This window comes from Qipengyuania psychrotolerans (genome assembly GCF_019711355.1).
Taxonomy (GTDB): domain Bacteria; phylum Pseudomonadota; class Alphaproteobacteria; order Sphingomonadales; family Sphingomonadaceae; genus Qipengyuania; species Qipengyuania psychrotolerans.
Window position 1 is genome coordinate 1597581 of the sequence record NZ_CP081297.1, and the last position, 25682, is coordinate 1623262.

A 25682-nucleotide genomic window follows, 5' to 3' on the forward strand; every position below is an offset into this window, starting at 1 on the left:
GCCCTTTTTTTATGGTGCGCCGCTTTCACCGCGACCATCCGAAGCCAATGTTTCCTCAGCCAGCGCTTCGTCCGCAAAGTGGGCTGCCAGTTGCTGTTCGGCCAGCCGCGTGGCTGCGATGCGGGTAATTCCGCCCCGTGAGCGCGCGTGACCAGCGTCGCTCTCCAGAACCTTGTTGTAATAGGCAACAGCCTGTTCGAAGTTGCCGTCCGCCTCGGAACACAGCGCGATATTGAACAGCACCGACGCGTGCGCTGGGTATTCGGCTTCGAGTTCGCGGAACGTCATGCAGGCACCAATCGGGTCGTGTTCGACCAGTTTGATCGCTTGCTTGAATTGTTCGCGCCCTTCGCCCTTCATGCCTTCGCGGCGCTCCAGAATCCGCTGATCTGTGCGCACCTGCCGCGGTGCCAACTCACGGCGTAGATCGCTGACGGTCGATGAAAGCAGGCGTTCACCGATGCCGTCACTCGATGGCAAGGAATGCCTCGAACAATGGGTAACGCCATTCGTACGGTAATCCGAGAACGCAAAAATCAGCTCGGCGTCATCAGCTTCGCGGATATGCAATTCGGGGGAAATGGACACGTCGAGGCGGTTGCACGGGATGACCTTGCGAACGCGCTTGATGCATTTGTCGTCATCGTCGCGCTCCACGCACTTTTTCGTAATTTCGGGCTCGACCGAATAGATGGTCTGATCCCAGCCGAGCCGCCCACCGATCACGATGTCAGCATCGTCGCGGTCGAAACCGTTCCTTATTTCGAACAGCGGCTGACCGTCGACATTGGCACTTGCCAGTGAAGCGATCATGCGCGCGCGGAAATCGTCTCCGCCAAGGCCAAGGAAGGGTTCGACCGCGATAGTGCGCACTCCGATGAGCGCTTCACTACCGGCGGGTTCGATGCTTTCGATGGACAGGGTCTCCGCGACGACAGGCGCGGCTGCCAAAAGCGCGAGTGCAGCGATCGGAAATGCCAATGCGGACTTCATGATAACCCCCTTGATCTGGGGTCACTTGTATTTTCGTCAGTCTAAACGAGGCATGAAGCCGCTTGGCAGTATCCAGTCATCAACTCTTACGCGTCTCCGGCATGGTCCACACGCGTTGATTCCGCGCCTTCGGGCTTGGGCGCATCCACGGTGCGAATGTGAACATCGCGTAGCTGGCGCGGGCTGACGAGATTGGGCGCACCCATCATCAGGTCCTGTGCCTTCTGGTTTAGCGGGAAAGCGATCACTTCGCGAATGTTCGGCTCGTCGGCCAGCAGCATCACGATGCGGTCGATGCCCGGTGCAGACCCGCCGTGCGGCGGTGCGCCCAGCTTGAACGCTTCAATCATGCCGCTGAAGTTTTCGTCCACGTCGGCCTGCGAGTATCCGGCCAGTTCGAACGCCTTGTACATGATGTCCGGACGATGATTACGGATGGCACCGCTGGACAACTCGTACCCGTTGCAGACGATGTCGTACTGCCAAGCAAGAATATCGAGCGGGTCCTGCGTTTCCAGCGCTTCCATCTCGCCCTGCGGCATCGAGAAGGGGTTGTGGCTGAAATCGACCTTTTTGAGCTCTTCGTCATATTCGAACATCGGGAAGTCGACGATCCAGCAGAACTTGAAGCAACCTTCTTCGATCAGTTCGAGCACTTCGCCAACGCGGGTACGTGCGGCACCTGCCAGCTTGGCGGCGTCCTTTTCCTTGCCAGCGGCAAAGAACAGACCGTCGTTTTCGCCCAGGCCCAGTTCGGCATAAAGCTTTTCCATGCCTTCCGTGCCGTGGTTCTTGGCAATCGGACCGCCGAACTCGCCGCCCTTGCGAGTGACATAGCCAAGGCCAGCGAAGCCTTCGCGGCGCGCCCAGTCGTTCATTTCGTCGAAGAACTTGCGGCTCTTCTCGTTGGTGTTCGGAGCCGGAATGACGCGTACACGTCCGCCGCCGCCGACGATCTTCTCGAACAGGCCGAAACCGCTCGTTTCGAAATGATGGGTCACGTCCGAAATGATCAGCGGGTTGCGCAGGTCAGGCTTGTCGGTGCCGTATTTAAGCATCGATTCGGCATATGGAATGCGTGGGAATTCACCAGCCGGGGTCACGGTCTTGCCGCCGGAAAACTCTTCGAACACGCCCGCGAGAACCGGCTCGATTGCCTGGAAGACGTCTTCCTGCGTCACGAAGCTCATTTCGAAGTCGAGCTGGTAGAATTCGGGCGAACGATCTGCGCGCAGGTCTTCGTCGCGGAAACAGGGCGCGATCTGGAAGTAGCGGTCGAAACCGGCGACCATCAACAGCTGCTTGAACATCTGCGGTGCCTGCGGAAGGGCATAGAACCGGCCCGGATGCAGGCGGCTGGGCACGAGGTAATCGCGCGCGCCTTCGGGGCTGGATGCGCCAAGGATCGGCGTCTGAAATTCGGAGAAGCCCTGCGCCGTCATGCGCTGACGCAGCGAAGTGATCACGCGGTTGCGCAGCATGATGTTGTTGTGAACCCGCTCGCGGCGCAGATCCACGAAGCGGTACTTCAGGCGGGTTTCCTCCGGATAATCTTCCGCCTGGTTCACGATCAGCGGCAAATCTTCTGCCCGGCTCTGGACGGTGATCGAGCGGGCGAACACTTCGATTTCGCCGGTCGGCAGGTTCTTGTTCACCGCCACATCGTCGCGCGCCTTAACATCGCCGTCGATAGTGATGACCGATTCCAGCTTCAGCCGTTCCAGCACCGGCAGAGCTTCGCTGTCGCTGTCGGCAACGATCTGGGTGATGCCATAATGGTCACGCAGGTCGACGAAGAGCACGCCGCCGTGGTCTCGCTTATTGTGCACCCAGCCCGACAGACGGACTGTTTCGCCGACATTTGTCTTGGCCAGCTGTGCGCAGTTGTGGGTACGATAGGCGTGCATCTAAAATCTTTCCATTTTCGGAGTTATACCGCTAGGGGCGCGAGCGCCGCGCTCCTCTAGCAGGAATCGCGCGCGCTAACAGGGCAAGGGCGGATTTTTGTCAAGTCCAACCGGGCCGAGAGCGGTACTCCGCTCAGGATAAGAAAAGATACGATGAAAATACATGATCTGATTACCACTTCCGATGCGCTGGCCCATCTATGCGAGCGCCTTGCGAAAAGCGACTTCGTCACCGTCGATACCGAATTCATGCGTGAGAACACGTACTGGCCGGAACTGTGCCTCATCCAGATCGCGAATGAGGAAGAAGCTGCGGCCATTGATCCGCTGGCGAGCGGGATCGACCTGGGCCCGCTCTGGGACCTCATGTGCGACAACGAGGATGTCCTGAAGGTCTTCCACGCTGGCGGGCAAGATGTTGAAATTGTCTACAATTTCACCGGCAAGACGCCCCACCCCATCTTCGATACGCAAATCGCGATGATGGCGATCAGCCAGTCGGAGCAGATTGGATATGCCAATCTGGTCGAAAGCTGGCTCGGCTTCACGGTCGACAAGGGAGCGCGCTTCACCGACTGGAGCCGCCGCCCCCTGACCGACCGACAGATCGAATATGCCATCGGCGATGTCACGCATCTGTCGGAAATCTTTCCCAAGATACTCAAGAAGCTGATCAAGACCGATCGCGGCGGCTGGCTTAATGCGGAAATGGAAAAGCTCGCCAATCCGGCCAATTACGCGAATGACGCGGACCTTGCGTGGAAGCGGATTCGTTCTTCCGGCCGCAATCCTGCCGTTCTGGGCCGTCTGAAAGCGCTCGCCGCATGGCGCGAAGGCGAAGCGCAGCACAAGAACATTCCGCGCGGCCGAATCATGCGCGACGAAACTCTGGCGGATATTGCCAGCCATCCGCCCAAGAAACAGGCCGACCTCACCAAGGTTCGCGGCCTGTCCAATGCGTGGCGTGACAATGACATAGGCAAACGGCTGCTGAAGGTGCTCGACAAGGCAGAGCCGCTGCCAAAGGACGAAATGCCCGACAAGCCCAAGCGCGGCGCACCGCTGGGCAAGGAAGGCGCATTGGTCGCCGACCTGCTCAAGCTGCTCCTCAAGATCCGGGCCCGCGAGATCGACGTTGCAGCCCGCCTCCTGACCCGTTCCGACGAGATGGAAGCGCTGGCTGCCGGCGTGCGCAAGCTGCCGATCCTCGAGGGTTGGCGCTACGAAGTCTTCGGCAAGGACGCGCTCGAACTCGTCGAGGGCCGCCTCGCCTTCGCGGTCAAGGACGGCAAGCTGCTGATGACCCACATCGACGACATGGAGAGCGAACTGAGCGACGCGCAGGCCGCAGAGTGAGCACTTACCTCCCCACGCTCAAGCAACTTCAATATCTCGTTGCGCTTCATGAACATGGTCACTTCGGCCGTGCGGCAGAGGCGAGCTTTGTGTCCCAGTCAACGCTGTCGGCAGGCATTCGCGAGTTGGAATCGCTCCTCGGCGTGACCTTGGTCGAACGCAGCCGCCGCGTCGTGCGATTTACGGCGCTGGGCAATCAGGTGGTCGAAAAAGCGCACCGCATCCTGCGTGAGGCAGAAGAGCTTTCCGATCTGGTCCAAGCCGCAGGTAAACCGCTTGTCGGCCAATTGCGGATGAGCGTGATACCCACAATCGCGCCCTTCATGCTGCCGCGTTTCTTGCCGCGCTTGCGCAAGGAACGCCCCGATCTTGAACTGTTCCTGCGGGAAGAGACGAGCCAGGATGCCGTCGAATCGCTCCAGCATGGACGGGTCGATTGCGTGCTGCTTGCCCTGCCCTTTGCCACTGGCGAGGTAGAGCAAGCGCATATTGCGGACGATCCGCTCTATGTTGCCTTTCCCAAGGACGATCCGCGCGATCCGCCCGCAACGATCTCCGCTGACATGATAGACGAAGGCCGTCTGCTGCTGCTCGAAGACGGTCATTGCCTCAAAGAACACACCTTGGCTGCGTGCAACCGGCCTGAACTGCGCGGCAGCGCGACCATGATCGGCACCAGCCTGCACACGCTGGTCCAGATGGTCGACAATGGCCTTGGTCTGACGATGCTGCCGGAAATGGCGGTGAAAGCAGGTATATTGAACGGCACCGAAGTGGTTTCCCGCCCGCTAAAAAGCAAAGCGGCCAGCCGCGAAATAGCGCTCATCTGGCGCAAGAATTCCCCGCGCCGGGACGACTTCGAATTGTTGGCTGAAGAACTGCGCGCCGGTTAGGCAGCGAGCGGTTCGCTGTCCTGTTTCGCTTTCGATTTCAGGACTTTGTCGAGCTTTTTTACGGCAAACATCGGCACGATCACACTCAGCGCTATACCCCCAAGCGAGCAGAACGCGAGCCATATTGCCATGGCAGTTCCGCCGGACAGATACAGGCCATAAAGCACTGGCACCGCGAGGACGAGCCCGCGGATCTCGTTGAAGATGATCGCCACAGCGCCAATCTTGAGCAGCGCAGCCAGAGCTAGATGTAGTGTTGCACTCATGTGAGCGGTTCTAATCGCCGATGGTAAAGGAACCGTTGACCACGCGTCTGGCAATCCCGCGCAGCCCAAACTAAAGGTGGAGCGGTCTGGTCATCGCCAATCAAGATGACCTCTGGGGAATCATGCGGGTAAGCAAACAGACAGTCGCGGCCGATCGATGAGCGGAGAAGCTGGGAAACCGCGCGGCGTTTACCGCGGCGCCGCTGTCGCGGTTGGGCTGACCTGGGTCCTGCGCGCTATCGGCCTGGTATCGGTCTTTATTCTCGCGCGCCTGCTGACGCCGTCGGACTTCGGTGTCGTGGGCCTTGCCATGACCGCTGTCGCCCTCGTCGAGACATTTTCCTATCTCGGCATGAAGCAGGCCCTGCTCCGGATGGATCGTCTCGAGCGGGATTATTACGACACCGCCTGGACCATACAGATCGTGATGTTCGCGCTGCTCGCGCTGGTATTGTTTGCGATTGCTGGTCCGGCGGCAGCGTTTTTCGCCGAACCGCGCGTCGAGCCGGTGATCTATGCGCTTTCTTTGCGCTTCCTGATGCTTGGACTGATGAATATCGGCGTGGTCGAGTTCGAACGCGATTTCGCCTTCGGGCGCGATCTGAAAATGAAGGGGACGGCGCGTATCGTCTCCTTCTTCGTTACGGTCGGCCTTGCCCTGTGGCTGCGTTCCTATTGGGCGCTGGTTGCCGGAATGATCGTACAATCGCTGCTGCTGACGATCCTTTCGTACACGATGCAGCCTTACCGGCCGCGCCTGTCGCTCGCCCGCCGGGCAGAATTGCTCGGGGTTTCACTGTGGATTTTCGTCGGCGTCGTAGCGCAGACAATCTACAGTCAGGTCGAGCGGATCGTGATTGGCCGGACCGCCGACACCGGCACTGTCGGCGCTTTTTCGGTCAGCAAGGATGTTTCCAACATCCTGACGCAGGAAATTGCCATGGCGCTTAACCGCGTCACCTTCGTAACTACCGCGCGCAGCGGCGCATTCTCAGAGCAAGGTGAACGCATAAGCAGGTCACTTGGCGGATATGCGATGATGGCTGCTCCGATGGGCCTGGGGCTCGCCGCGGTCGCCGAATTCTTCATCCGCGTCTTTCTCGGGGATCAATGGGGTGCCGCGGTGCCGCTTGTCGCACCCATCGCGGTCGCAACCGCTCTCATGGCAGTGTTCCGCTTAATCGCCTCATCTCTGCAGGCCGGCGGGCACGAGCGCGCTTCCGGGCTAGTGTCACTTGCCGGGTTGGCCGGGATGCTTGCGGCGGTCATTGCGGTAGCTGACGCAGGTGGCTCACCTCTCCGGATCGCGCAAACCGGCCTCGGCGTGAGCATCGCGACCTTGCTGCTGGGTCTGTTCGTGATGGCGTATTATGCGCGCCACAGCATCGTCCAGTTCGTGGTCGCCGTCGTCAGGCCATTCTTTGCCGCAACGATCATGTATTTCGCCGTTCGCGCTCTACCGGGTCTGTCGCCCTCGCCCCTGCTCGAACTGGTCTGGCGTGCGACAGTCGGCGCGGCACTTTATGGCGTAATGCTGTGGGTGTTGTGGTTTGTGTCAGGTCGCCCGAAATCGAGCGAGAGCGAACTGTTTCGTGTGGCGCGAAAATTTGCGCGCCTTGGCTAGTCCATGTGCTTCAGGCCGACCCTGAGATAATCCCAGCCGGTAATCACCGTCAGCATTGCGGCGGCCCACAAGGTGATGAGACCCACGGTATGCGGGACGTTGGCCGCGAGATCGCCGATCATTACCGTCCAGCGCGGCAGGCCCTGACCAAGAATAAGTGATCCCAGCGCCATCAATTGGAACGTGGTTTTCCATTTGGCCAATTTGCTCACCGGGACCGATACTTGAAGCCCGCCCAGGAATTCGCGCAGGCCTGAAACGGCGATTTCCCGGACCAGTATGATAAGTCCGGCAATCACGTGCATATCGCCGACATACGGACCGCGGAGGACGCCCTGCGCAGCGAGTACGAGGATGACCGAAGCCACCATGATCTTGTCCGCAATCGGATCGAGAAAAATGCCCAGCTTCGATACCGCACCGCTTGAACGGGCCAGCATTCCGTCGAAGTAATCGGTAATGCCCATCGCGCAATACAGCACGAATGCAGCAAGATAGCCGGTTTCCCAACCTGGCCACCATAACAGGAAAGCCAGGAGCGGGATCGCGACAATGCGCGAGAGCGTGAGGACGTTGGGCAGGCTCAACATGATAGCATCCCCCTAACCGCAAACTCTCCGCCGCAAAAGCCGCACAATTACCTTGTCCGCGCCTCTGTTGTTCCTCACAAGGGCGCCGAGACGCGAAGTTGCGCGCGGGGGGTCATGCTTACATCTACGCATTTGCTGCGCAGCAGACGGTTTCTACCGCTGTTCATCACTCAGCTTTTCAATGCTTTTAACGACAATCTCTACAAGACCGCCATGGTGCTGTTTGTAGTGTACAGCATTTATAATTCCGAAGAAGCCGAAGGGCAGTTCAGCGCAATCGCTTCGGGACTGTTCATCCTGCCCTTCTTCCTGCTTTCCGCACTTGCCGGGCAACTGGCCGACATGCGCGACAAGGCTGCGATCATCCGCAAGGTGAAGTTTTGCGAGATTATCCTGATGCTGATCGGGGCAAGCGGGCTCTACTTGGCCTGGAAGGGCTATGACCTTCCGCTCAACCTTTTCGGCATCGAGACTACGCTACCGATCGCGTTGATGCTGTTTGCCCTGTTCTTGACCGGCGTCCAGTCGACATTCCTTGGCCCGATCAAATATGCGATCCTGCCGCAACATCTCAGGAAAAACGAAGTCCTGGCTGGCACGGGCCTGGTCGAGGCAGGCACCTATATCGCCATCCTTGCAGGCACCATCCTGGCAGGTTGGATCCCGGTAGAAATTGCAGCGGTCGGGATCATCCTGACGTCCGTCGTGGCCTATTTCGTCAGCAGGCAAGTGCCCGACGCGCCGCCCCAAGGCGCTCCCGAGAAGCTTGATTGGCACATCCTTCGCGCGTCGATCCAGCTCGTGCGCGAAACGATGCATTCGCGCGAAGTATTCTTCGCGATCATCGCCATCAGCTTTTTCTGGACCATCGGTGCGGTGCTGTTCATCCAGTTTCCCCCGCTTGCCAAGAATGTAATCATGGCGAGCAAGGAGGTGGCCAGCCTGTTCCTCGTAGTGTTCTCGGTCGGGATTGCCATCGGTTCGATTGCAATCAACGCCTTGCTCAAAGGCGAGGTTTCGGCCCGCTATGCACCGCAGGCAGTCATCGTCATGGGCCTGTTCGTGGTTGCATTCTATCTGGTAGCCAAGCTGTGGCAGGCGGATCAGCCGACAGAATTGCTCGATGTGGCTGGGTTTCTCGCCTGGCCGATGGCGACTGTGCTGCTGCTTTGTCTGCTCGGCATATCGGTGGCCGGCGGGATGTTCGTGGTGCCGCTTTACGCATTTCTCACCACGCGGGTCGCGCCGGAAAAGGCGTCGCGCACGATTGCAGCAAACAACATCGTCAATTCAGGGGCCATGGTTTGCGGCTCGCTGCTCGCCATGGCGATGAGCGCTGCGGGCGTGCCGATCGTTGAGCAAGTGCTCATCAGCGCATTGATGTGCGTGATATCCGCCTGGCTGGCGCGCAAGCTCTTGGTCGCAGAACGCGACGCAATTGCGGAACGGATGTTCTAGACTATCAGGCGATAAATGTGAGTACGGCAGCGAAGGTCGCAAAATAGACGGTCGCTGCGCCGCGCACGTCGGAAGCGGTCAATCGCCAGTCTACCGCCTGTTCCTGCGGAACGTCGGCAAACATTGCCCGGCGATGGGGTAGACTTGCCCGCAGCCAGTGGCGGGCGGCTTCGCTGTTAAGGACTAGTGCGCGTCTCATGATGTGGCTTTTAACGCATTTTTAACCATCCGGGTTCCGCAGAAATGGCCTTGTCGCAATTCGGGACAATAAGGGCGTTTACCAAGGATACCCACAGCATAGACGACGCCGATTGCGCGCAGCATCGCTCGGGGCTAATCGGCATAACCATGACATCACGCCCCACGCCCGCCGCTTCGAAGCTCCTCGTCGACTGCCTTATCGAGCAGGGATGCGAACGGATTTTCACCGTTCCCGGCGAAAGCTTCCTGCAAGTGCTCGACGCGCTGGGGCAGCAGGACACCATTGAGCTCGTCACCTGCCGTCAAGAAGGCGGCGTTGCGATGATGGCGTGCGCAGACGGCGCAATGACGGGTACGCCGGGGGTGGCTTTCGTCACGCGCGGTCCCGGTGCGACCAATGCCAGCATCGGCATCCATGTGGCGCAGCAGGATTCGCAGCCGATGATCATGTTCGTGGGTGATGTCGATTCCGGCATGAGAGACCGTGAAGGCTTCCAGGAAGTCGACTTTGCAGCGTTCTTTGGGCCGATTGCCAAATGGGCGGCACGGATCGACAGCGCTGACCGTATTCCGGAATATATTGCGCGCGCTTACGCGACCGCGATCTCGGGCCGCCCCGGACCTGTCGTGCTCGCCCTGCCCGAAGACATGCTCAGCCATGACACGCAGGCTGCGCCGCGCAAGCGGATCGAACGTCCGGCGCAGGCACCGTGTCCCGACGCCATGCAAGCGATGATGGCGCTCATCGCCGACGCAGCCTCGCCCGTTGCAATTGTCGGCGGCGCTGGATGGAATGCGAAGGCCCGCGAACATTTCCAGCTTTTCGCCGAACGGCTCGGCATTCCAGTTGCCACCGCTTTCCGCAGGCAGGACGCGATCTCGCCTTCCAGCCGCGTCTATGCCGGCTCGCTTGGCTATGGCCCCAATCCCAAGCTGGTCGAGCGTGTGAAAAATGCCGACCTCGTGCTGGCAGTGGGTGCCCGGTTGGGGGAGGCGACGACCGATGGATATACCGTCCCGCCGCTGGAGGCTGAGGACCGCACGCTGATCCACATCCATCCCGACCCGGAAGAACTTCACCGGGTATATCCCACTGATCTAGCAATCTGTGCGGAGATGGATGAATTCGCCGAAAGCGCAGCCTTGTGGGACGACGGTGAGGCCATCGATTTCGACGCTGGAGCGCAGGCCAATGCAGAGTGGCAGGAATGGGCCACCGCCGTGCCGAACGATTTCACGCTCGACATGGGAGCATGTGTCCAATTCATGCGCGACACACTGCCCGCGGACAGCATCATCTGTAACGGAGCGGGCAATTTCGCCGGATGGTGGCATCGTTACTGGCGGTATGAAGGATACCCAAGCCAGCTCGCTCCGACGTGCGGCGCAATGGGTTACGGCGTGCCTGCTGCGGTGGCAGCGTCATTGCGTTTCCCCGAGCGAACCGTTGTTGCCGTCGCCGGTGACGGCGATTTCATGATGAACGGGCAGGAACTCGCCACCGCCGTCCAGCACGGCGCCGACCTGATTGTGATCGTCGTGGACAATGGCGCTTACGGCACGATCCGCATGCACCAGGAGCGCGAATTTCCGGGCGAAGAACGGATCAGCGGGACGCGGCTGGCCAACCCCGATTTCGCGGCGCTCGCCACTTCCTACGGCGGCTGGTCTGCCCGTGCGGAAACGACCGCTCAGTTCAAGGACGCCCTCGTCGCCGCGCAGGGCCGCAGCGGACTGCGGCTTATTCACTGCCTGATCGAAGTCGAACAGCTCGCAGCCAGCGGCGCGACGGTCAGCGGACTGCGCGCTCGCAGTTAATTCGAAAGCCGGATCAGACCCCGGCCATTGACATGATCACCGACCATTCCTCGGGCTTGATCTCGGCAACGGACAGGCGCGACAGTCGAACCAGTTCGCAATCTTCCAGCATTGGTTCGGCCTTGATCTGCTTGAGGGTCACAGGGCTCGGCAGTTTCGTCTTGGGCACAACCTTGACCGCCGCCCATTTGCCTTCGGGATCGGTCGGGTCTGTTATACCTGCTACGCTGACCTCGCAAATGCCGACGATTTCCAGCCCTTCACGCGAATGGTAGAAGAACACCTGGTCGCCAACTTCCATGGCCGCCAGATTGTTCTTGGCGCGGTGATTGCGCACACCGTCCCAGGTTCCCTCTTTTTCCGCGACAAGGTCGTCCCAGCTATATTTGAACGGTTCGGATTTCATCAGCCAGTGACGGGCCATTGTACGTCTGCTCCTCAGGGAAATTTGTCTGTCCGGGCGCTGCCTAGCGCGCCGGAAAGCTCAAGGCCAGAAAGCCTGTAAACTCTTGCGGTTCCGATTAACCGGTTCTTAGATTTCGCGCCCTATCAGTAACCCTCGATCTAAAGTGTCCGGGGGACGAATTGGGCCTTAAACCGTCAAAAGAGCGGCAAAAGCAATTAGACGGCAAGACCCGGGGTCCTGCCGCCACCCCACGTCACGACCTGGTTACACAGGGCATCGCCTTTGCAGCCATGATACTATTCGTAGGCACGGCGGGCGTTGCAATGCCGGTCGTCTTCAAGACCTTGATGAGCGGCGTGGGCGGGCCGGATGTCATCCTTACCAACGCGCTGATCTTGAATATCGCGCTGATCTTGCTGGGTTGGCACCGATACAAGGACCTCAACACCGAACTCCAAGCCCGCCGGATCAGCGAAGAAAAAGCGCGGCGCCTTGCTGAAATCGATGACCTCACGGGTTGTCTGAACCGCCGCAGTTTCGCGGAGCGTCTTTCGATCCTGCTAGAGACCGGCTGCACCGAAGACCGCTCCCTTGCGGTTGTTGCAGTCGACCTCGACAATTTTAAACGCGTGAACGACCTGAACGGACACCTGGCCGGCGATGCCGTCCTGCGCGCCACCGCCCAGCGGATCGAGCGTGTCCTGCCCGCAGGCGGCGTGCTTGCCCGCATCGGCGGGGACGAATTTCTTTGCGTCCTGCCGTATCACGCCAATGCCCCCGACCGGATCGAAAACCTCGTTACGCGGATGATCGAACAGGTCGCGAGCAGTGTGAAACACGAAGGCTCGGCGCTTGAAGTGACCGTATCCATCGGTATCGCCAGTTCCATTCACCTGGTGGGCGATGATCTCGGGGATCAGGCCGCGCAGAACCTGATGCACAAAGCGGATATCGCGATGTATCACGCCAAGAAGCAGGGCAAGAACCGCTTCTACTGGTTCGAACCGCCGATGGAAAACGAGCTTCGCTTCCGCAACAAGCTGGAGGCGGGCATTCGTGATGGCATCGCGAACGGCGAATTCGTCCCCTATTACGAACAGCAGATTGACCTCGAAACCGAGGAACTGGTCGGCTTTGAGATGCTCGCCCGCTGGGTATCGCCTGAGCTGGGCATCGTCGGTCCCGATATTTTCATCCCGATCGCCGAGGAAATCGGCGCAATCGGCGAGCTGTCGGAAAGCCTGATCGCCCAATCTTTCGAAGATGCGAAAGAATGGGACCCAACCCTCACGCTGTCGGTCAATATCTCGCCGGTGCAGATGCGCGATCCCTGGTTTTCACAGAAGATCCTCAAGCTGCTGGTCGCGCACCGCTTCCCGCCGGATCGGCTCGACATCGAAATCACCGAGACGTGCCTGCACGAAAACATCGGTATGGTCCGTTCGATGATCACGTCGCTGCGCAATCAGGGCGTTCACGTCAGCCTCGACGATTTCGGCACCGGCTATTCCAGCTTGGCACAGCTGCGCAGCTTGCCGTTCGACCGCCTGAAAATCGATCGCAGCTTCATCAGCGAATTGAAGCAGGAAGAAAACGGTTCTGCCTTGGTGGACGCCATCATCTCGATGAGCGACGGCCTGAAGCTGCCAATCACCGCGGAGGGCATCGAAAACGAGGCTGTCCTCGAAGTCCTGAAAAGCATGGGTAAGATGAAGGGCCAAGGCTACCACTATGGTCGGCCCGAACCGGCCGATAAGGTGGTCGAACGTCTCGCAGCGCGGGGTATGCTGGCAGGATCGCACCAGAATGTGGCCGACCTTGCCAAGGCCCGCGAGATACGGAACGAAAAAGCCGCCAGCGACAAGCTTACCGGCTGATACTGGACGCTGGCCCTTCCAGCGCATAGATGCGCGCCATAATGCGCGTACCGTTCATCAAGATGCATGGCCTTGGCAACGACTTTGTCGTGCTGGACGCACGCGCGCAGGAATTGCCCGATCTCGGCCAGGCACTGGTCCGCAACCTTGCCGATCGGTTCACGGGAATCGGCTGCGATCAGCTAATTCTGCTGCAACCCAGCGAAACCGCTGATTTTCGGATGCGGATTTACAACCACGATGGCGGCGAAGTGGGCGCCTGCGGCAATGCAACGCGCGCAGTCGCGCTGCTGCATGGCAGCGAAGCACGCATCGAGACAGCTGGCGGGGCGCTGTTGGCTTCGCCAACGGATGACGGCGCGAGCGTCGACATGGGCCCGCCGCACTTCGATTGGGACGCAATCCCCCTCGCCTATCCCATGGACACTCTGTCGATGCCGGTGGGCTGGGAGATGCTGGAAAACCCCGGCGCGGTGAACGTCGGCAATCCGCACGTCGTACTCTTTGTCGACGATACCGATGCCGTCCCGCTCGATCGGATTGGCCCGGAAATCGAGAACGACCCGCTGTTTCCCGAGCGTGTGAACGTGAATGTGGCCACCATCGTCAGCCCGTCGCATATTCGGTTGCGGGTGTGGGAACGCGGTGCCGGCCTGACAAGGGCATGCGGAACAGGGGCCTGTGCCACGGCCGTCATCGCCATGCGCCGCCGACTTGTCGATCGTGAAGTCACGGTTACCCTTCCCGGCGGCGACCTCCAGATCGGCTGGTCCGAGGGTGAAAATATCCGCATGACCGGCCCGGCGAGCGAAAGTTTCCGCGGTAGTTTCGAATGGGACGATTACGCATGAACGCGCCCCGTGTCGTGTCGCTCGGTTGCCGTCTGAACATTTCGGAAAGCGAGCGGATCCGCGCCATGCTGGCCGGCGAAGACAATCTTGTCGTCGTCAATAGCTGCGCAGTCACGAGCGAAGCGGTTCGCCAGACACGGCAGGCAATCCGCCGTGCGCGGCGCGACAATCCCACAGCGCGGTTGCTGGTAACCGGTTGCGCCGCAGAGATCGAACGCGAACAGATTTCCGCCATGCCTGAAGTCGATGGCTTGATTGCCAACGAGGCGAAACTAGACCCGCGCGCCTGGAATGTGCCGCCACAAGCCCCGCCGGTCGCCAAGCAGCGCACGCGCGCCTTCGTGGCCGTACAGAATGGCTGCGATCACGCCTGCACCTTTTGCGTCATTCCCCAAGGCCGAGGAAAAAGCCGATCGCTCAGCGTCGAAGAAGTCCTGAGCGAAGTCGCACGCCATGTCGACGAAGGCGCGAGCGAAGTGGTGCTCACGGGGGTCGATGTGACTTCCTGGGGCCACGACCTGCCCGGCGAACCCTCGCTTGGAAGCATGGTCCGCGCCGTGCTCAATGCGTTTCCCGAACTTGCGCGCCTGCGCATGTCATCGCTCGACGGCATTGAGATCGACGAGGAACTGTTCGAACTTTTCGCTGCAGAACGGCGTATGATGCCGCACCTCCACCTCTCGTTGCAGCACGGCCACGACCTGATCCTGAAGCGCATGAAGCGCCGCCATTTGCGCGCCGACGCAGTCGATCTAGTTGCTAGGCTGAAAGAATGCCGGCCGGAATTGGCTGTAGGCGCCGATTTGATCGCCGGTTTCCCTACGGAAACCGAAGACCATCATCAGGCGAACCTCTCGATCATTCGCGAGCTTGGCATCGTGCACGGCCATATTTTCCCCTATTCGCCCAGGCCCGGAACCCCGGCCGCGCGGATGCCCCAACTCGACCGGACAACGATCAAGGACAGGGCATCGCAATTGCGCGCAGCTGTGGCTGATACGCGGGCCGAGTGGCTGGCGTCACTCGTCGATAAGCCGCTCAGTATCCTCGCAGAGCGCGACGGTACCGGCTATGCGGAAAACTTCGCGCGGGTGGACCTGCCCGTAGGCACCGAGCCGGGGCAAATCCTGACCATCACCCCGACCAAATTCGAGGACGACCTCCTGGCATGAGTAAACCCAGCTGGACCGAGCGCCTGTTCGGCGGCTTCAAGAAGACTTCCGAACGCCTGACGGAAAACCTCACCGAAGTGGTGAGCAAGGCCAAGCTCGACGATGCAACGCTCGACGATGTCGAAGATGCGCTGATCATGTCGGACCTTGGCCCGAGCGCCGCAGCGCGCATCCGAGCCAAGCTCAAGGAAAAACGTTTCGGCCTGGAAATCAGTGCGGACGAGTTAAAGGAAGCAGTGGCCGAGGAAATCGCGGCCATCCTGCGCCCGGTTGCAAAGCCGCTGGAAATCACCGCTTTTCCGCGTCCCCAAGTGGTGCTGGTGATCGGTGTGAACGGCAGCGGGAAAACCACCACGATTGCCAAGCTGGCTCACTTGTTTGTCGAGGACGATTACAACGTCATGCTGGCCGCTGGGGACACGTTCCGTGCGGCAGCGATTGGCCAGCTCCAGACATGGGCGGACCGGGTCGGCGTCCCCATCGTTCGCGGCGCAGAGGGCGGCGATCCGGCCTCTATCGTCTTCGACGCGGTCAAGAAGGGCACGGAAATTGGCACCGATGTGCTGATCGTCGACACTGCCGGACGCCTGCAAAACAAGCGCGAATTGATGGACGAGCTTGCCAAAATCAGAAAGGTTCTCGGCCGCCTCAACCCCGAAGCGCCCCATGACGTGGTACTCGTGCTCGATGCGACAAATGGCCAGAACGCACTTTCGCAGATCGACGTCTTCAAGGAAGTGGCCGGCGTGACCGGCCTCGTGATGACCAAGCTCGATGGAACCGCCCGCGGCGGTGTCCTGGTTCAGGCGGCCGAACAATACGGCTTGCCGATCCACGCAATCGGAGTGGGTGAGAAAATCGACGACCTGCGCCCCTTCGATCCAGACCTGGTCGCGCGCGTAATTGCGGGAATTGCATGATGAGCGAACAAGCCAAGCCCAAACAGAAAACCGGCTGGTTGCACACGCTGGTCGATTATGGCCCGCTGCTCGTGTTCCTGGGTGTCTACAAGCTCTATGAACCGCCGGCGACATCGACTTTTGGGGAAATCGCGGCCGTCATATACGGTACGATTGCTTTCATGATCGCCGCCGTAGTGGCGCTGGCGTTCAGCAAGTGGAAGTTCGGCAAGGTGTCGCCCATGCTGATCCTTTCGACCACGCTTATTGTCGGCTTCGGCGGGTTGACGATCTGGCTGCAAGACGAACGTTTTATCCAATTCAAGCCGACCGCGATTTACCTACTATTTGGCATCGTGCTCGTAATCGGGTGGCTGAGAAATCGCGCTTGGCTGCAGGTTCTGCTCGAAGCCGCCTTCGAAGGCGTGACCCACGAAGGATGGCTCAAACTGTCGCGCAACTGGGGCTTTTTCTTCTTCGCCCTTGCCGCGCTGAACGAGGTGCTGGTTCGCACCATGACGTTCGAGGGCTGGCTATGGGCCAAGCTGTGGGTCTTCCTGCCGCTGACCTTCCTGTTCACCTTCACGCAAATCCCGATGCTGCTGCGCAACGGTCTGTCGTTCGACGATGCGGATGAAGTGCTCAAGGATGAGCCGCCCACTGGCGCCTAAGGCAGGTGGGGCGGCACCTTATTGTTAAGCAAGGTGATCAATTCCGGCTGCATGAAGCGGAATTTGTCCGGTATATCGAGGCAAATCAGGCGCGCTGACTTCAAAGAGCCGGCGTATCTGCGGCGGATTTTTTCTCGGTGGGCCTTCTCCATCACGAAGATGATGTCGGACCAGCGCACCAATTCACTGCTAAGTGGGTATTCAGCATCGCTATAAGTTCCAGCAGAACATACTTCTAAGTCCGACCTGCCGGCAAAGACCTGCTCAGCAGTCGGGCTGCGTAGTTTGTTCTGACTGCAAACAAAAAGCACGTTCGTCATGTGCGGTAATGCAGGTCCGGCATTAAATCTCGACCTGGCTTCCCAGCTCAACCACACGATTGGTGGGCAGCCGGAAGAAATCCATCGCTGTCGCCGCGTTCCGCAGCATCCAAGCAAAGATCTTCTCGCGCCAGATCGGCATCCCGGGCTTATCGCTCGGCAGAAGTGTCTGGCGGCTGAGGAAGAAGCTGGTGTGCATCATATCGAACTCGCCGCCACAGCGTTCCATTTCCTTCAGGCCCTGCGGCACGTCGGTTTCCTGCATGAAGCCATAATGCAGCACCGCACGGTAAAAGCCGTCGCCAAGATCGACCATCTCGCACCGCTCGCTCTGATCGACATAGGGCGTATCGTCGATCAGCACCGTCAGGATGACCACGCGTTCGTGGAGCACCTTATTGTGCTTGATATTGTGGAGGAGTGCCGAGGGGACCCCGGCCGTCTGGCTGGCCATGAAAATCGCAGTACCCGGAACGCGGGTAGCGCTATTCTTGGCGCTCTTGGCGAAGATTTCGATTGGTAGCGCGGTCTCGCTCATGCGGTCGCGCATCAGCTTGCGGCCCTTGGCCCAAGTTGTCAGCAGCGTGAACGCCACAAGCCCCACCACCAACGGGAACCAGCCGCCATCCGGGATCTTGACGAGGTTTGCTGCGAAGTAAGCGCCGTCTACGATGAGGAAGAAGGCGACCACCGGTGCGGCGTACCACCACTTCCATTTCCACACGCCGACAAACAGCGCGCCCATCAAGAGTGTATCGATAGTGACCGCCCCGGTCACGGCAATGCCATATGCGCTGGCGAGGCTGGACGAATTCTGGAACGTCAGGACCAAGACAATCACTGCGATCATCAGCGCCCAGTTGATGACCGGAATGTAGATCTGGCCGGCTTCGGTCTCGCTCGTGTGGCGGATCGACATACGGGGCATGAAGCCCAGCTGCATCGCCTGATGCGTGATCGAGAACGCGCCGGAGATAACCGCCTGACTTGCGATGAAAGTCGCCATCGTGGCGAGGATCACGAGCGGCAGCCGGTATTCCTCGCTCGCCAGCAGGAAGAACGGATTGCGCACGACTTCGGCGGCCTGTTCGGGCGGCAGACCGGCAATCATTGCGCCCTGCCCGAAATAGTTCAGCAGCAGGCACGGCATGACAAAGCCGAACCACGACAGTCGCATAGGTCCGCGTCCGAAATGGCCCATGTCGGAATAAAGCGCTTCAGAGCCAGTCACCGCGAGGACCACTGCGCCGAGCGCCAGGAAGGCTACCACCCCGTCTGTCACGAAGAACATCACGGCATAATAGGGGTTCAGCGCCCACAGAATGTCAGGGTTCTGCCAGATCTGGTTGAGACCAAGGCCCGCAATCGTCACGAAATATACGATCATGACGGGGGCAAACAAAGCGCCAACCTTGGCGGTGCCGCGGCTTTGCAAGATGAACAGGAAAACCAGCAGAACCAGCGCGATGGGGATCACCAGCGGGCTGAGGCCCGGATTGACGACCGCCAAACCCTCGACCGCCGACAGGACGGAAATAGCAGGCGTAATCATCGAGTCGCCGTAGAACAGCGACGTCGCGAAGACCCCGAGCAGAACGACGAGCCAACCCCAGCGTGATTTGCCAATGTGACGGCTCAGAAGCGCAACGAGAGCAAGGCTACCGCCCTGCCCCTTGTTGTCGGCCCGCATCAGGATTGTGACATACTGGATCGAAACGACGATCAGCATGGACCAGAAGATCAGGCTGACGACGCCCAGGACGTGCATCCGGTCGATGGCGATGTTCGCCGCACCGGAGAAGGTTTCGCGGAACGCATATAGCGGGCTGGTGCCGATATCGCCGAACACGACACCGACAGCGCCCACCGCAAGCGCCGTCTTCGAAGCACCGTGACCGTGGCTATGCGTTTGGCCTGGTCCTTCGCGGCGTGCACCATCATCAGGTACCGCTTCGCTGGGAGTGGCATTATCGTTCGTCAAAGGAGGAAGTCCGGCCGCATAGTGTCATTTGCCTGTCCGCGAGGGCCTGTATCCCTCGCAAGGTCGGGGCGCTTAGCACCGCATCGCAGGCCCCGCAATGGCGCGCGCACGGGTGTCACTCAGCGGGATTCACTTGCCGGGACGCCATTTCCATCAACATATCGAGCCTTTCCAGGCGCAATTCCAGGTCCGCGCGCCATTCCGCCGACTCGGGAGCAGCCTCGATTGCCTGCGTCCATAATTCCCGTGTCCGGACAGGCTCGCCTGCGCGAAGCCATGATAAACCAAGGAAATAGCGTGCACCGCCGTTCTCCGGCTGCAATTCGGCGGCACGCTCAAAGGCGTGAATGGCGGCAGGCGTCAAATTGCCCTCCGCGTGTTCGGTCAACGCTATGCCAAGTGCCAGCCAAGCTTCCGTGTCGCCCGGATTTTCGCTGATTGCATTGCTGTAGAGGCCAGCCGCGGGTTCAAACTCTCCCCGGCGGGCATAGCCGTCACCCGTCATGATCCAGCGGCTTGGCAGCATACCTTCGCCGAAAAATGCCCGGCGCGCAGAAACCAGCAGCTCCCCACCGTCGGCCTGAACCTGAGCCGCCGGTTTGGGCGCTCCTGCCTGTCCAGGCGAACCTTGGAGACCATACCCGGCAAGGCCGAATAACAGCGCGGCCCCCAGTAAAGTCCACGTATTCCGGGGCAATTTTAGCGCGAAGGCAGCGAGCCCGAAGGTCGCCAAGGCGAGCACAATGATCGGGAGCCAGCTCATGAATTTTTACCGAACCTGCGCCACAACACGCCCGCAACCAGCAGCAGGAACACCGCCGGGAGCGCGAACAGCGGCCATGTGCTCCGGCTGACCACGGGCGCATAGCTCACGTAGTCTCCATAACGCTGCATCAGCCACGCGCGCACTTCTTCAGGCTCTTCACCCGCTGCAATACGGATGCGAACCTGGTGGCGCATATCGCCGGCCATTGAAGCATCGCTGTCCGCAATGGATTGCGATTGGCATTTCAGGCAGCGCAGGGTTTCCATCAGTTCTTGCGCCGCGGCTTCTTGCGCAGGATCTTCAAGCTGGCGATAGGCATAGGGCGCAGGCGGCGCGTCGCCTTGCGCGGAGAGCGGCACAGCAAGGCTGCCCAAAACGAGCGCGAACAGCAGCTTCACCGGGCCGCCTCGTGCAGTTTCTCAAGCAGCATGGGCACGTCATCCGCACGGATATCACCGATGTGCTGGTAGGTGATCGTCCCTTCCCCATCGATCACGAAGGTTTCCGGAACGCCGGAGGATCCGAGCGCAAGCTGCACTTCGGAAAGATCATCGCGCCCGATGCGCGTGTAAGGATTGCCATGCCGCGCGAGGAATTCGGTGACGTCTGCCGGATCATCCCGAATGGCAATCCCGACGATGTCCGCGCCCTGCTCCTTTAGCGCTTCCAGCTGCGGCGCCTCCGCGATGCAAGGCAGGCACCAGCTCGCCCAGATGTTGAGGAGGCGCGGTTTCCCATCGGCGAAATCGGTAGCGGATACGCCGGGCCGTTCTTCAATCGAAGCTGGCAATTCGAAATAAGGCAGCTTCTGGCCGATCATCCCGCTTGCGATAAAATCGTCCTTGGGCTGCGTAAGCTGATAGGCCGCCACGCCGAGGAAGCCTGCGAACAGCATCAGGGGAAGCCACATGCGCCAACCCATCACACGGTCTCCATGTCAGCACGGCGAACCGCGATCTTGCGGCGGATAGAACGCCGTTTGAGGTCGGTGCGAACGCGTCCGATAATTGCCAGGACCCCGCCTAGCGCGACCAATATGCCGCCATACCAGATGAAGGTGACGAACGGCTTCCACCACAGGCGCAATTGCCAGCGGCCATTGTTCGCCTCGCTGCCCATGACAGCGTAAAGCTGCCCGTTCCAGCGGGTCAGCAGGACGCTTTCGGCAGTTTGCTGGGCCGGAGCCCAGAAATTGCGGGATTGCGGTGCGATCTTCGACGCTTCGCCGCCCTTGTAGCTGGCGAGCATCTGCCCTTCGATCGCGGTCCAGTTCGGTCCCGCAACCGGTGCGACAGCGTCAAGCTTCACGCTCCAGGGGCCGACCTGCGTCGTTTGCCCGACTTCTAGCGCCGCCAGTTTCTCGGTCGAAAATGCACTTTCACTCGCCATGCCGAAAAGTGCCACGGCAATCCCAAAGTGGGCGACCACCATTCCCCACACCGAAATCGGCATTCGCCGGATGCTGCGGCCACGCAGCGGCAGGAAGCTGGCGATGCCGAGCGCGACGGCGAGCGCAAGGCCGAGTAGCGGCAGGATCGAAATACCCTCGAACAGCGCGAAGAAGATGATGCCGGCGATGACCAGCGCGGCGATCAGCGCGAGTTCTTTTGAAATCCGTCCGAAACTGTCGCGCCGCCAGCGAAGCAGCGGACCGACCGCCATGACCATGAGCATCGGGATCACGAAAATCGCCGAAACAGGATTGAAATACGGAGGTCCCACCGACACGCGGACATCAAACGCCTCGGTCAGCAGCGGATAGAGCGTTCCCAGGAGCACAACTGCGAGGATGGCGCTGAGCATGACATTGTTGAACACCAGCGCCCCTTCGCGGCTTGCCACGGAGAAGCGTTCCCCTTCGCTGATGGCTGACGCGCGGAGTGCGAACAGCAGCAATGCACCGCCGATATAGATCGCCAGTAGCGCCAGGATAAAGCTGCCTCTTTCGGGATCGACTGCGAACGCATGGACGCTGGTCAACACGCCCGAGCGCACCAGGAACGTGCCCAGCATGCTCATCGAAAATGCGACGACGCCCAGCATGATCGTCCAGACCCGCAGGGCATCCCTGCTGGCCAGGACGCTAACCGAGTGCAGCAGCGCAGTCGCCGCCAGCCATGGCATCAGCGAAGCGTTTTCGACCGGGTCCCAGAACCACCAGCCTCCCCAGCCCAGCTCGTAATAAGCCCAGTAGCTACCGGCGGTGATGCCCAGCGTCAGGAAAACCCACGCTCCCAGCACCCACGGCCGCATGGCGCGCGCAAACTCGGGCGTGACCGAGCGCGTCAGGAGCGCACCGACCGCAAAACTGAAGGCGACCGACAGTCCGACATAGCCGAAATACAGCGTCGGCGGGTGCAGCGCGAGGCCGATGTCCTGAAGCAGCGGGTTTAGCCCCTGACCCTCCAATGCCGGGACTGGAAGTCGCTCGAACGGATTGGAGCTCAGCAGCAGGAAGGCATAGAACCCAAGCGCTACAAAGCCTTGCGCAGCGAGGGTGGCCTGCATGGTTCTTTCGGGCAGCCTGCGCTCTACCGCCGCGATCAAGGCACCTGCCAGCGCCATGACCGTGACCCACAGCAGCATCGAGCCTTCGTGATTGCCCCAGGATCCGGACAGCTTGAAAATGAGCGGCTTGAGAGAATGGGAATTGGCTGCGACCAGCTTCACCGAAAGGTCGGTGACGGCAAAGACCCACAGCAGCGCAGCAAAGGCGAACCCCGCCAGCGCGCCCTGCAAGATCGCGGCGGGACGTGACAGCGAAGCAATGCCCACGATCGCACCTTCACGAGTACCCGAAGCACCTGCAATGAGCTGTAGCACTGCGAGCGCTGCTGCAAGCCACAGCGCAGCGTGACCAAGTTCAGCTATCATTCGAGCCCGACCGTGGTTTCTTCCGCCATCTCGGCGGCTTGGTGTTCGCTCATGCCTTCCAGTTCGCGGGGCACGTAATTCTCGTCATGTTTGGCGAGGAGATTGTCGGCCACGAAGGTTCCGTCTGCATCGAGACGGCCCTCGGCCACGACACCCGAACCTTCCACGAAGAGGTCCGGAAGTATGCCGGCAAAACGCACCGGAATGCGCGATTGCTCGCGCCCGGTCACCGCGAAAGTAACCGTTATCCCGTCGCTGAGCATCTCCATAGAGCCCGGCTCGACCATTCCGCCAAGGCGCACTGCCTGACCCGGCTCCGGCGGATTTTCTGCCATCTGCTCGGGGAGGTAGAAATAGCTCGCCTGATTACGCAGCGCGTATGTGGCGAGCAAGCCCGCGCCGATGAGCGCGACCAGTGCCAACACGATCAGGACGAGACGTTGATGCTTCGCCTTCATTTCCGGCGAGCCTCCTCACGGCGGCGTTCAGCGCGCTTCATCGACTGCCAGCTCCAGGCAATCATTGCCAAGGTGCCCAATACGGCCACCACATATGCGGCGATGACAAAGTCCCATTGGTTCAGCGCCTCACGCATGTCAGTTCGCCTCCATCGCACGTCTACGCAGGCGGGCTTCAGCCTGAATGTCTGCGAGCAAAGCCCGCATTCGCGCCAGCACCACTCCGCCGAAGATCAGCGAAAAGCCGAGCACTGCAAGCAGCAAGGGCTGCAGGAACACGCTGTCGATAGCGCTATTGCCCATCGTTATGCTCGGTGGTTGGTGAAGCGAATTCCACCACACGACACTGCGGTTGATGATGGGGATGTTGACCGCGCCCAGCAGGCCGAAGATCGCGGGAATGCGCGCCGAAACGCCTTCACGTTCGGCGGCCTGAGCCAATGCTATGTAGGCCAAGTATAGGAAAGCGAGCACGAGCATGCTGGTAAGCCTGCCATCCCAGACCCACCATGTGCCCCAGGTCGGACGCCCCCAGATGGAACCGGTTGCGAGACAGATCAGCGTAAATACCAGGCCGGGCACCGCCGCTGCCCGCGCGGCAATCGCTGCCAGCGGATGCCTCCAGACCAGAAACACGAGACTGGATACCGCAATCGCGCTCCACCCGCCCATCCCCAACCATGCGGTAGGAACGTGGATGAAAAGGATGCGAACCGTCTCACCCATCAACCGGTCAGGCGGAACCGATGTCACGCCCCAGAAAAGCGCGATGCCGGTCAACACCAATCCGCTCACCAAAAGCAGCGGCGTGAGCCACTGGGCGAGCGATAAAAATCGTTTGGGATTGGCGAAGCCGTGCATGATCTAAAGCCGTCGCCAGCGCTTTTACAGGTGCCAGCCTGACCCGCAAGTGAAGATCACGGCCCTCAGCGCCCGATGAGCGCTTGAGCCATGCGGTCGGCGACCTGATCGGACGATTCGCCGGTCTCGTCGCTTTTCTGCCAGATCTGCTCGAGCCTGCCCGGGATCAGCGCGATACGCTTGCGTACTTCGTTGATATCACAGGGCGCCTCGTCCTGACGGCACAGATATTCGAGCGTCACAGAAATGATGCCGCCCGCGTTGATCACGTAATCGGGCGCGTAGAGGATGCCGCGTTTTGCCAACATGGGGCCATGTTCGGCGCGCTTGAGCTGGTTGTTCGCCCCGCCTGCAACAATCTTGCAATCGAGACGGCCAATGCCGTCTTCATCCAGGATCGCACCAAGTGCGTTGGGGCTGAAAACATCACACGGCACCGACATGATCGCGTCACTTTCGACGAAATCGGCGCCGAGTTCAGTTGCCAGCGCTTCGCACCGGTCATGATTAATGTCGGACAGGGTCAGTTTGGCCCCCTCCTTGGCGAGCAACCGGGCGACACCGCCGCCGACACTGCCCACGCCCTGAAGCGCAACATGGACGCCGTCCATGCTGTCTTTCCCGAGCTTGTATTTGACCGCTGCCTTGATGCCGAGGAAAATGCCGAGTGCGGTAAACGGACCCGGGTCCCCGCCAGCGGCATTCTCGCCCTGCACGGGAAGGCCGGATACATACTGCGTGCGCTGGGCCACGGTTGCCATGTCAGCTTCCGATATCCCCACGTCTTCAGCCGTCACGTACTGACCGCCCAGCGCCTCGACCGCGTCGGCAAAGGCGGCGAGCATTTCGGGCGTCTTGGTCTTGTCGGAATCCGCAAGGATCACGGCCTTGCCGCCCCCCATCGGCAGGCCTGCCATAGCGTTCTTGTAGCTCATGCCGCGCGAGAGGCGCAGGGCATCGCGCATGGCGGCGTCGGGCTCGGCATAATGCCAGAAGCGAGTGCCGCCCGCGCCGGGACCCAGATGGGTGGAATGAAGCGCAATAATGGCAGTCAGGCCGCTCTTCGCGTCTCGCACAAGCTGAACCAGCTCGTGGTCGTCGTAATCCGATTCGGTCCAGAAAGCCGTCATAGCTATGCCCCTGCAAGGAGATTCATAAGCTGCGCAAAGGGAGAAAATGGGGCGATCGAGGGGTCTCGAACCCCCGACCTCCGGTACCACAAACCGGCGCTCTAACCAACTGAGCTACGATCGCCACACGCCCCCGGAACGCAGCCGGGAAGGCGCCTCATAATCGCGGACAGGCGGGCGTCAACCCGCCTTGCGCAACGGCGCGTGCCTGTTGCACAAACCGCTTGCATTGGGAAGTGAAAAAGCGCTCAAGACGCTCCTCACGCAACTATATTTCAGCCCCTTGCAGAGAGCGCTCGGCTCATTATCG

The 25682-nt window shown here is 60.3% G+C and carries 26 protein-coding genes and 1 tRNA gene; 10 read left to right on the top strand and 17 right to left on the bottom strand.

Features of this window, described 5'->3' with window-relative positions:
• Positions 1-9: 9 nt before the first annotated feature.
• Together K3166_RS07865 and aspS are read right to left on the bottom strand one after the other, a co-directional pair.
• Positions 10-993 (bottom strand): tetratricopeptide repeat protein, encoded by a 984-nt coding sequence (locus tag K3166_RS07865; protein WP_221421734.1) that lies wholly within the window; start codon positions 991-993, stop codon positions 10-12.
• An 86-nt stretch (positions 994-1079) separates the two neighbouring features.
• On the bottom strand, positions 1080-2900 hold the full coding sequence (gene aspS, locus K3166_RS07870; protein ID WP_221421735.1) for an aspartate--tRNA ligase: 1821 nt from the start codon (positions 2898-2900) through the stop codon (positions 1080-1082).
• A gap of 153 nt (positions 2901-3053) precedes the next feature.
• On the opposite strand from aspS, the gene rnd reads away from it, so the two are divergent.
• Together rnd and K3166_RS07880 are read left to right on the top strand one after the other, a co-directional pair.
• Positions 3054-4256, top strand: coding sequence for a ribonuclease D (gene rnd / locus K3166_RS07875; protein WP_221421736.1), 1203 nt, complete (start codon positions 3054-3056; stop codon positions 4254-4256).
• On the top strand, positions 4253-5149 hold the full coding sequence (locus K3166_RS07880; protein WP_221421737.1) for a hydrogen peroxide-inducible genes activator: 897 nt from the start codon (positions 4253-4255) through the stop codon (positions 5147-5149). Before rnd ends, K3166_RS07880 begins: the two co-directional genes overlap by 4 nt.
• On the opposite strand, the gene K3166_RS07885 is transcribed toward K3166_RS07880, so the two are convergent.
• Positions 5146-5415, bottom strand: a complete 270-nt coding sequence (locus K3166_RS07885) for a hypothetical protein (protein ID WP_221421738.1) — start codon at positions 5413-5415, stop codon at positions 5146-5148. The genes K3166_RS07880 and K3166_RS07885 overlap by 4 nt on opposite strands.
• Before the next feature lie 157 nt (positions 5416-5572).
• Between K3166_RS07885 and K3166_RS07890 the strand changes: the two genes are divergently transcribed.
• Positions 5573-7039, top strand: coding sequence for an oligosaccharide flippase family protein (locus K3166_RS07890; protein WP_221421739.1), 1467 nt, complete (start codon positions 5573-5575; stop codon positions 7037-7039).
• Here the strand turns inward: K3166_RS07890 and pgsA are convergent.
• Positions 7036-7629, bottom strand: a complete 594-nt coding sequence (pgsA, locus tag K3166_RS07895) for a CDP-diacylglycerol--glycerol-3-phosphate 3-phosphatidyltransferase (protein WP_221421740.1) — start codon at positions 7627-7629, stop codon at positions 7036-7038. The genes K3166_RS07890 and pgsA overlap by 4 nt on opposite strands.
• A gap of 114 nt (positions 7630-7743) precedes the next feature.
• Between pgsA and K3166_RS07900 the strand changes: the two genes are divergently transcribed.
• Positions 7744-9087 (top strand): MFS transporter, encoded by a 1344-nt coding sequence (locus K3166_RS07900; RefSeq protein ID WP_221421741.1) that lies wholly within the window; start codon positions 7744-7746, stop codon positions 9085-9087.
• Between the two features lie 4 nt (positions 9088-9091).
• Here the strand turns inward: K3166_RS07900 and K3166_RS07905 are convergent, their stop codons facing one another.
• The gene (locus K3166_RS07905; RefSeq protein ID WP_221421742.1) at positions 9092-9286 is read right to left on the bottom strand and encodes a hypothetical protein; all 195 of its coding nucleotides are present in this window, start codon (positions 9284-9286) and stop codon (positions 9092-9094) included.
• Positions 9287-9435: 149 nt separating this feature from the next.
• Between K3166_RS07905 and K3166_RS07910 the strand changes: the two genes are divergently transcribed.
• Positions 9436-11106, top strand: coding sequence for a thiamine pyrophosphate-binding protein (locus tag K3166_RS07910; RefSeq protein WP_221421743.1), 1671 nt, complete (start codon positions 9436-9438; stop codon positions 11104-11106).
• Between the two features lie 13 nt (positions 11107-11119).
• Here the strand turns inward: K3166_RS07910 and K3166_RS07915 are convergent, their stop codons facing one another.
• Positions 11120-11530, bottom strand: coding sequence for an EVE domain-containing protein (locus K3166_RS07915; protein WP_221421744.1), 411 nt, complete (start codon positions 11528-11530; stop codon positions 11120-11122).
• 272 nt (positions 11531-11802) lie between these two features.
• On the opposite strand from K3166_RS07915, the gene K3166_RS07920 reads away from it, so the two are divergent.
• Genes K3166_RS07920 through K3166_RS07940 form a run of 5 tightly spaced genes read left to right on the top strand, consistent with a single transcriptional unit; the run spans position 11803 to position 16982 of the window.
• Positions 11803-13389 (top strand): putative bifunctional diguanylate cyclase/phosphodiesterase, encoded by a 1587-nt coding sequence (locus tag K3166_RS07920; protein ID WP_221421745.1) that lies wholly within the window; start codon positions 11803-11805, stop codon positions 13387-13389.
• Between the two features lie 41 nt (positions 13390-13430).
• Positions 13431-14240 carry a diaminopimelate epimerase gene (dapF, locus tag K3166_RS07925; RefSeq protein ID WP_221421746.1) on the top strand — a complete coding sequence of 270 codons (810 nt, stop codon included), beginning with the start codon at positions 13431-13433 and terminating at the stop codon, positions 14238-14240.
• A complete protein-coding gene (gene mtaB, locus K3166_RS07930; RefSeq protein ID WP_221421747.1) occupies positions 14237-15412 on the top strand; it encodes a tRNA (N(6)-L-threonylcarbamoyladenosine(37)-C(2))-methylthiotransferase MtaB in 1176 nt (391 codons plus the stop codon). The genes dapF and mtaB overlap by 4 nt, the downstream gene beginning before the upstream one ends.
• Complete coding sequence (gene ftsY, locus K3166_RS07935; protein ID WP_221421748.1) at positions 15409-16332, top strand: signal recognition particle-docking protein FtsY; 924 nt, start codon at positions 15409-15411, stop codon at positions 16330-16332. The genes mtaB and ftsY overlap by 4 nt, the downstream gene beginning before the upstream one ends.
• A complete protein-coding gene (locus K3166_RS07940; protein ID WP_345719126.1) occupies positions 16329-16982 on the top strand; it encodes an inner membrane-spanning protein YciB in 654 nt (217 codons plus the stop codon). Before ftsY ends, K3166_RS07940 begins: the two co-directional genes overlap by 4 nt.
• On the opposite strand, the gene K3166_RS07945 is transcribed toward K3166_RS07940, so the two are convergent.
• The 11 genes from K3166_RS07945 to K3166_RS07995 form a co-directional block, all read right to left on the bottom strand.
• Positions 16979-17302, bottom strand: coding sequence for a low molecular weight protein tyrosine phosphatase family protein (locus K3166_RS07945; protein ID WP_221421749.1), 324 nt, complete (start codon positions 17300-17302; stop codon positions 16979-16981). The genes K3166_RS07940 and K3166_RS07945 overlap by 4 nt on opposite strands.
• Before the next feature lie 22 nt (positions 17303-17324).
• Complete coding sequence (locus K3166_RS07950; RefSeq protein ID WP_221421750.1) at positions 17325-19283, bottom strand: potassium transporter Kup; 1959 nt, start codon at positions 19281-19283, stop codon at positions 17325-17327.
• 115 nt (positions 19284-19398) lie between these two features.
• Positions 19399-20046, bottom strand: coding sequence for a tetratricopeptide repeat protein (locus K3166_RS07955; protein ID WP_221421751.1), 648 nt, complete (start codon positions 20044-20046; stop codon positions 19399-19401).
• Positions 20043-20447 (bottom strand): cytochrome c-type biogenesis protein, encoded by a 405-nt coding sequence (locus tag K3166_RS07960; protein ID WP_221421752.1) that lies wholly within the window; start codon positions 20445-20447, stop codon positions 20043-20045. Before K3166_RS07960 ends, K3166_RS07955 begins: the two co-directional genes overlap by 4 nt.
• On the bottom strand, positions 20444-20971 hold the full coding sequence (locus tag K3166_RS07965; RefSeq protein ID WP_221421753.1) for a DsbE family thiol:disulfide interchange protein: 528 nt from the start codon (positions 20969-20971) through the stop codon (positions 20444-20446). Before K3166_RS07965 ends, K3166_RS07960 begins: the two co-directional genes overlap by 4 nt.
• On the bottom strand, positions 20971-22923 hold the full coding sequence (locus K3166_RS07970) for a heme lyase CcmF/NrfE family subunit (RefSeq protein ID WP_221421754.1): 1953 nt from the start codon (positions 22921-22923) through the stop codon (positions 20971-20973). The genes K3166_RS07965 and K3166_RS07970 overlap by 1 nt, the downstream gene beginning before the upstream one ends.
• Complete coding sequence (ccmE, locus tag K3166_RS07975; RefSeq protein ID WP_221421755.1) at positions 22920-23381, bottom strand: cytochrome c maturation protein CcmE; 462 nt, start codon at positions 23379-23381, stop codon at positions 22920-22922. Before ccmE ends, K3166_RS07970 begins: the two co-directional genes overlap by 4 nt.
• Entirely contained in the window at positions 23378-23518 is a 141-nt protein-coding gene (locus K3166_RS07980) for a hypothetical protein (protein ID WP_221421756.1), read from the bottom strand. The genes ccmE and K3166_RS07980 overlap by 4 nt, the downstream gene beginning before the upstream one ends.
• Before the next feature lies 1 nt (position 23519).
• Positions 23520-24242, bottom strand: a complete 723-nt coding sequence (ccmC, locus tag K3166_RS07985) for a heme ABC transporter permease CcmC (protein WP_221421757.1) — start codon at positions 24240-24242, stop codon at positions 23520-23522.
• Between the two features lie 65 nt (positions 24243-24307).
• A complete protein-coding gene (locus K3166_RS07990; protein ID WP_221421758.1) occupies positions 24308-25372 on the bottom strand; it encodes a Leu/Phe/Val dehydrogenase in 1065 nt (354 codons plus the stop codon).
• Between the two features lie 47 nt (positions 25373-25419).
• Positions 25420-25496: transfer RNA gene (locus K3166_RS07995), tRNA-His, on the bottom strand.
• Positions 25497-25682: the final 186 nt, after the last annotated feature.

Coding starts and splice junctions, on each gene's coding strand:
- K3166_RS07890 (WP_221421739.1), top strand. CDS start 5,573: ATGAGCGGAGAAGCTGGGAAACCGCGCGGCGTTTACCGCGGCGCCGCT.
- K3166_RS07900 (WP_221421741.1), top strand. CDS start 7,744: ATGCTTACATCTACGCATTTGCTGCGCAGCAGACGGTTTCTACCGCTG.
- ftsY (WP_221421748.1), top strand. CDS start 15,409: ATGAGTAAACCCAGCTGGACCGAGCGCCTGTTCGGCGGCTTCAAGAAG.
- pgsA (WP_221421740.1), bottom strand. CDS start 7,629: ATGTTGAGCCTGCCCAACGTCCTCACGCTCTCGCGCATTGTCGCGATC.
- K3166_RS07970 (WP_221421754.1), bottom strand. CDS start 22,923: ATGATAGCTGAACTTGGTCACGCTGCGCTGTGGCTTGCAGCAGCGCTC.
- K3166_RS07920 (WP_221421745.1), top strand. CDS start 11,803: ATGATACTATTCGTAGGCACGGCGGGCGTTGCAATGCCGGTCGTCTTC.
- aspS (WP_221421735.1), bottom strand. CDS start 2,900: ATGCACGCCTATCGTACCCACAACTGCGCACAGCTGGCCAAGACAAAT.
- K3166_RS07865 (WP_221421734.1), bottom strand. CDS start 993: ATGAAGTCCGCATTGGCATTTCCGATCGCTGCACTCGCGCTTTTGGCA.
- K3166_RS07945 (WP_221421749.1), bottom strand. CDS start 17,302: ATGACGAACGTGCTTTTTGTTTGCAGTCAGAACAAACTACGCAGCCCG.
- K3166_RS07910 (WP_221421743.1), top strand. CDS start 9,436: ATGACATCACGCCCCACGCCCGCCGCTTCGAAGCTCCTCGTCGACTGC.
- K3166_RS07940 (WP_345719126.1), top strand. CDS start 16,329: ATGATGAGCGAACAAGCCAAGCCCAAACAGAAAACCGGCTGGTTGCAC.
- dapF (WP_221421746.1), top strand. CDS start 13,431: ATGCGCGTACCGTTCATCAAGATGCATGGCCTTGGCAACGACTTTGTC.
- K3166_RS07965 (WP_221421753.1), bottom strand. CDS start 20,971: ATGGGTTGGCGCATGTGGCTTCCCCTGATGCTGTTCGCAGGCTTCCTC.
- K3166_RS07915 (WP_221421744.1), bottom strand. CDS start 11,530: ATGGCCCGTCACTGGCTGATGAAATCCGAACCGTTCAAATATAGCTGG.
- K3166_RS07990 (WP_221421758.1), bottom strand. CDS start 25,372: ATGACGGCTTTCTGGACCGAATCGGATTACGACGACCACGAGCTGGTT.
- K3166_RS07955 (WP_221421751.1), bottom strand. CDS start 20,046: ATGAGCTGGCTCCCGATCATTGTGCTCGCCTTGGCGACCTTCGGGCTC.
- rnd (WP_221421736.1), top strand. CDS start 3,054: ATGAAAATACATGATCTGATTACCACTTCCGATGCGCTGGCCCATCTA.
- mtaB (WP_221421747.1), top strand. CDS start 14,237: ATGAACGCGCCCCGTGTCGTGTCGCTCGGTTGCCGTCTGAACATTTCG.
- K3166_RS07980 (WP_221421756.1), bottom strand. CDS start 23,518: ATGCGTGAGGCGCTGAACCAATGGGACTTTGTCATCGCCGCATATGTG.
- ccmE (WP_221421755.1), bottom strand. CDS start 23,381: ATGAAGGCGAAGCATCAACGTCTCGTCCTGATCGTGTTGGCACTGGTC.
- ccmC (WP_221421757.1), bottom strand. CDS start 24,242: ATGCACGGCTTCGCCAATCCCAAACGATTTTTATCGCTCGCCCAGTGG.
- K3166_RS07905 (WP_221421742.1), bottom strand. CDS start 9,286: ATGAGACGCGCACTAGTCCTTAACAGCGAAGCCGCCCGCCACTGGCTG.
- K3166_RS07885 (WP_221421738.1), bottom strand. CDS start 5,415: ATGAGTGCAACACTACATCTAGCTCTGGCTGCGCTGCTCAAGATTGGC.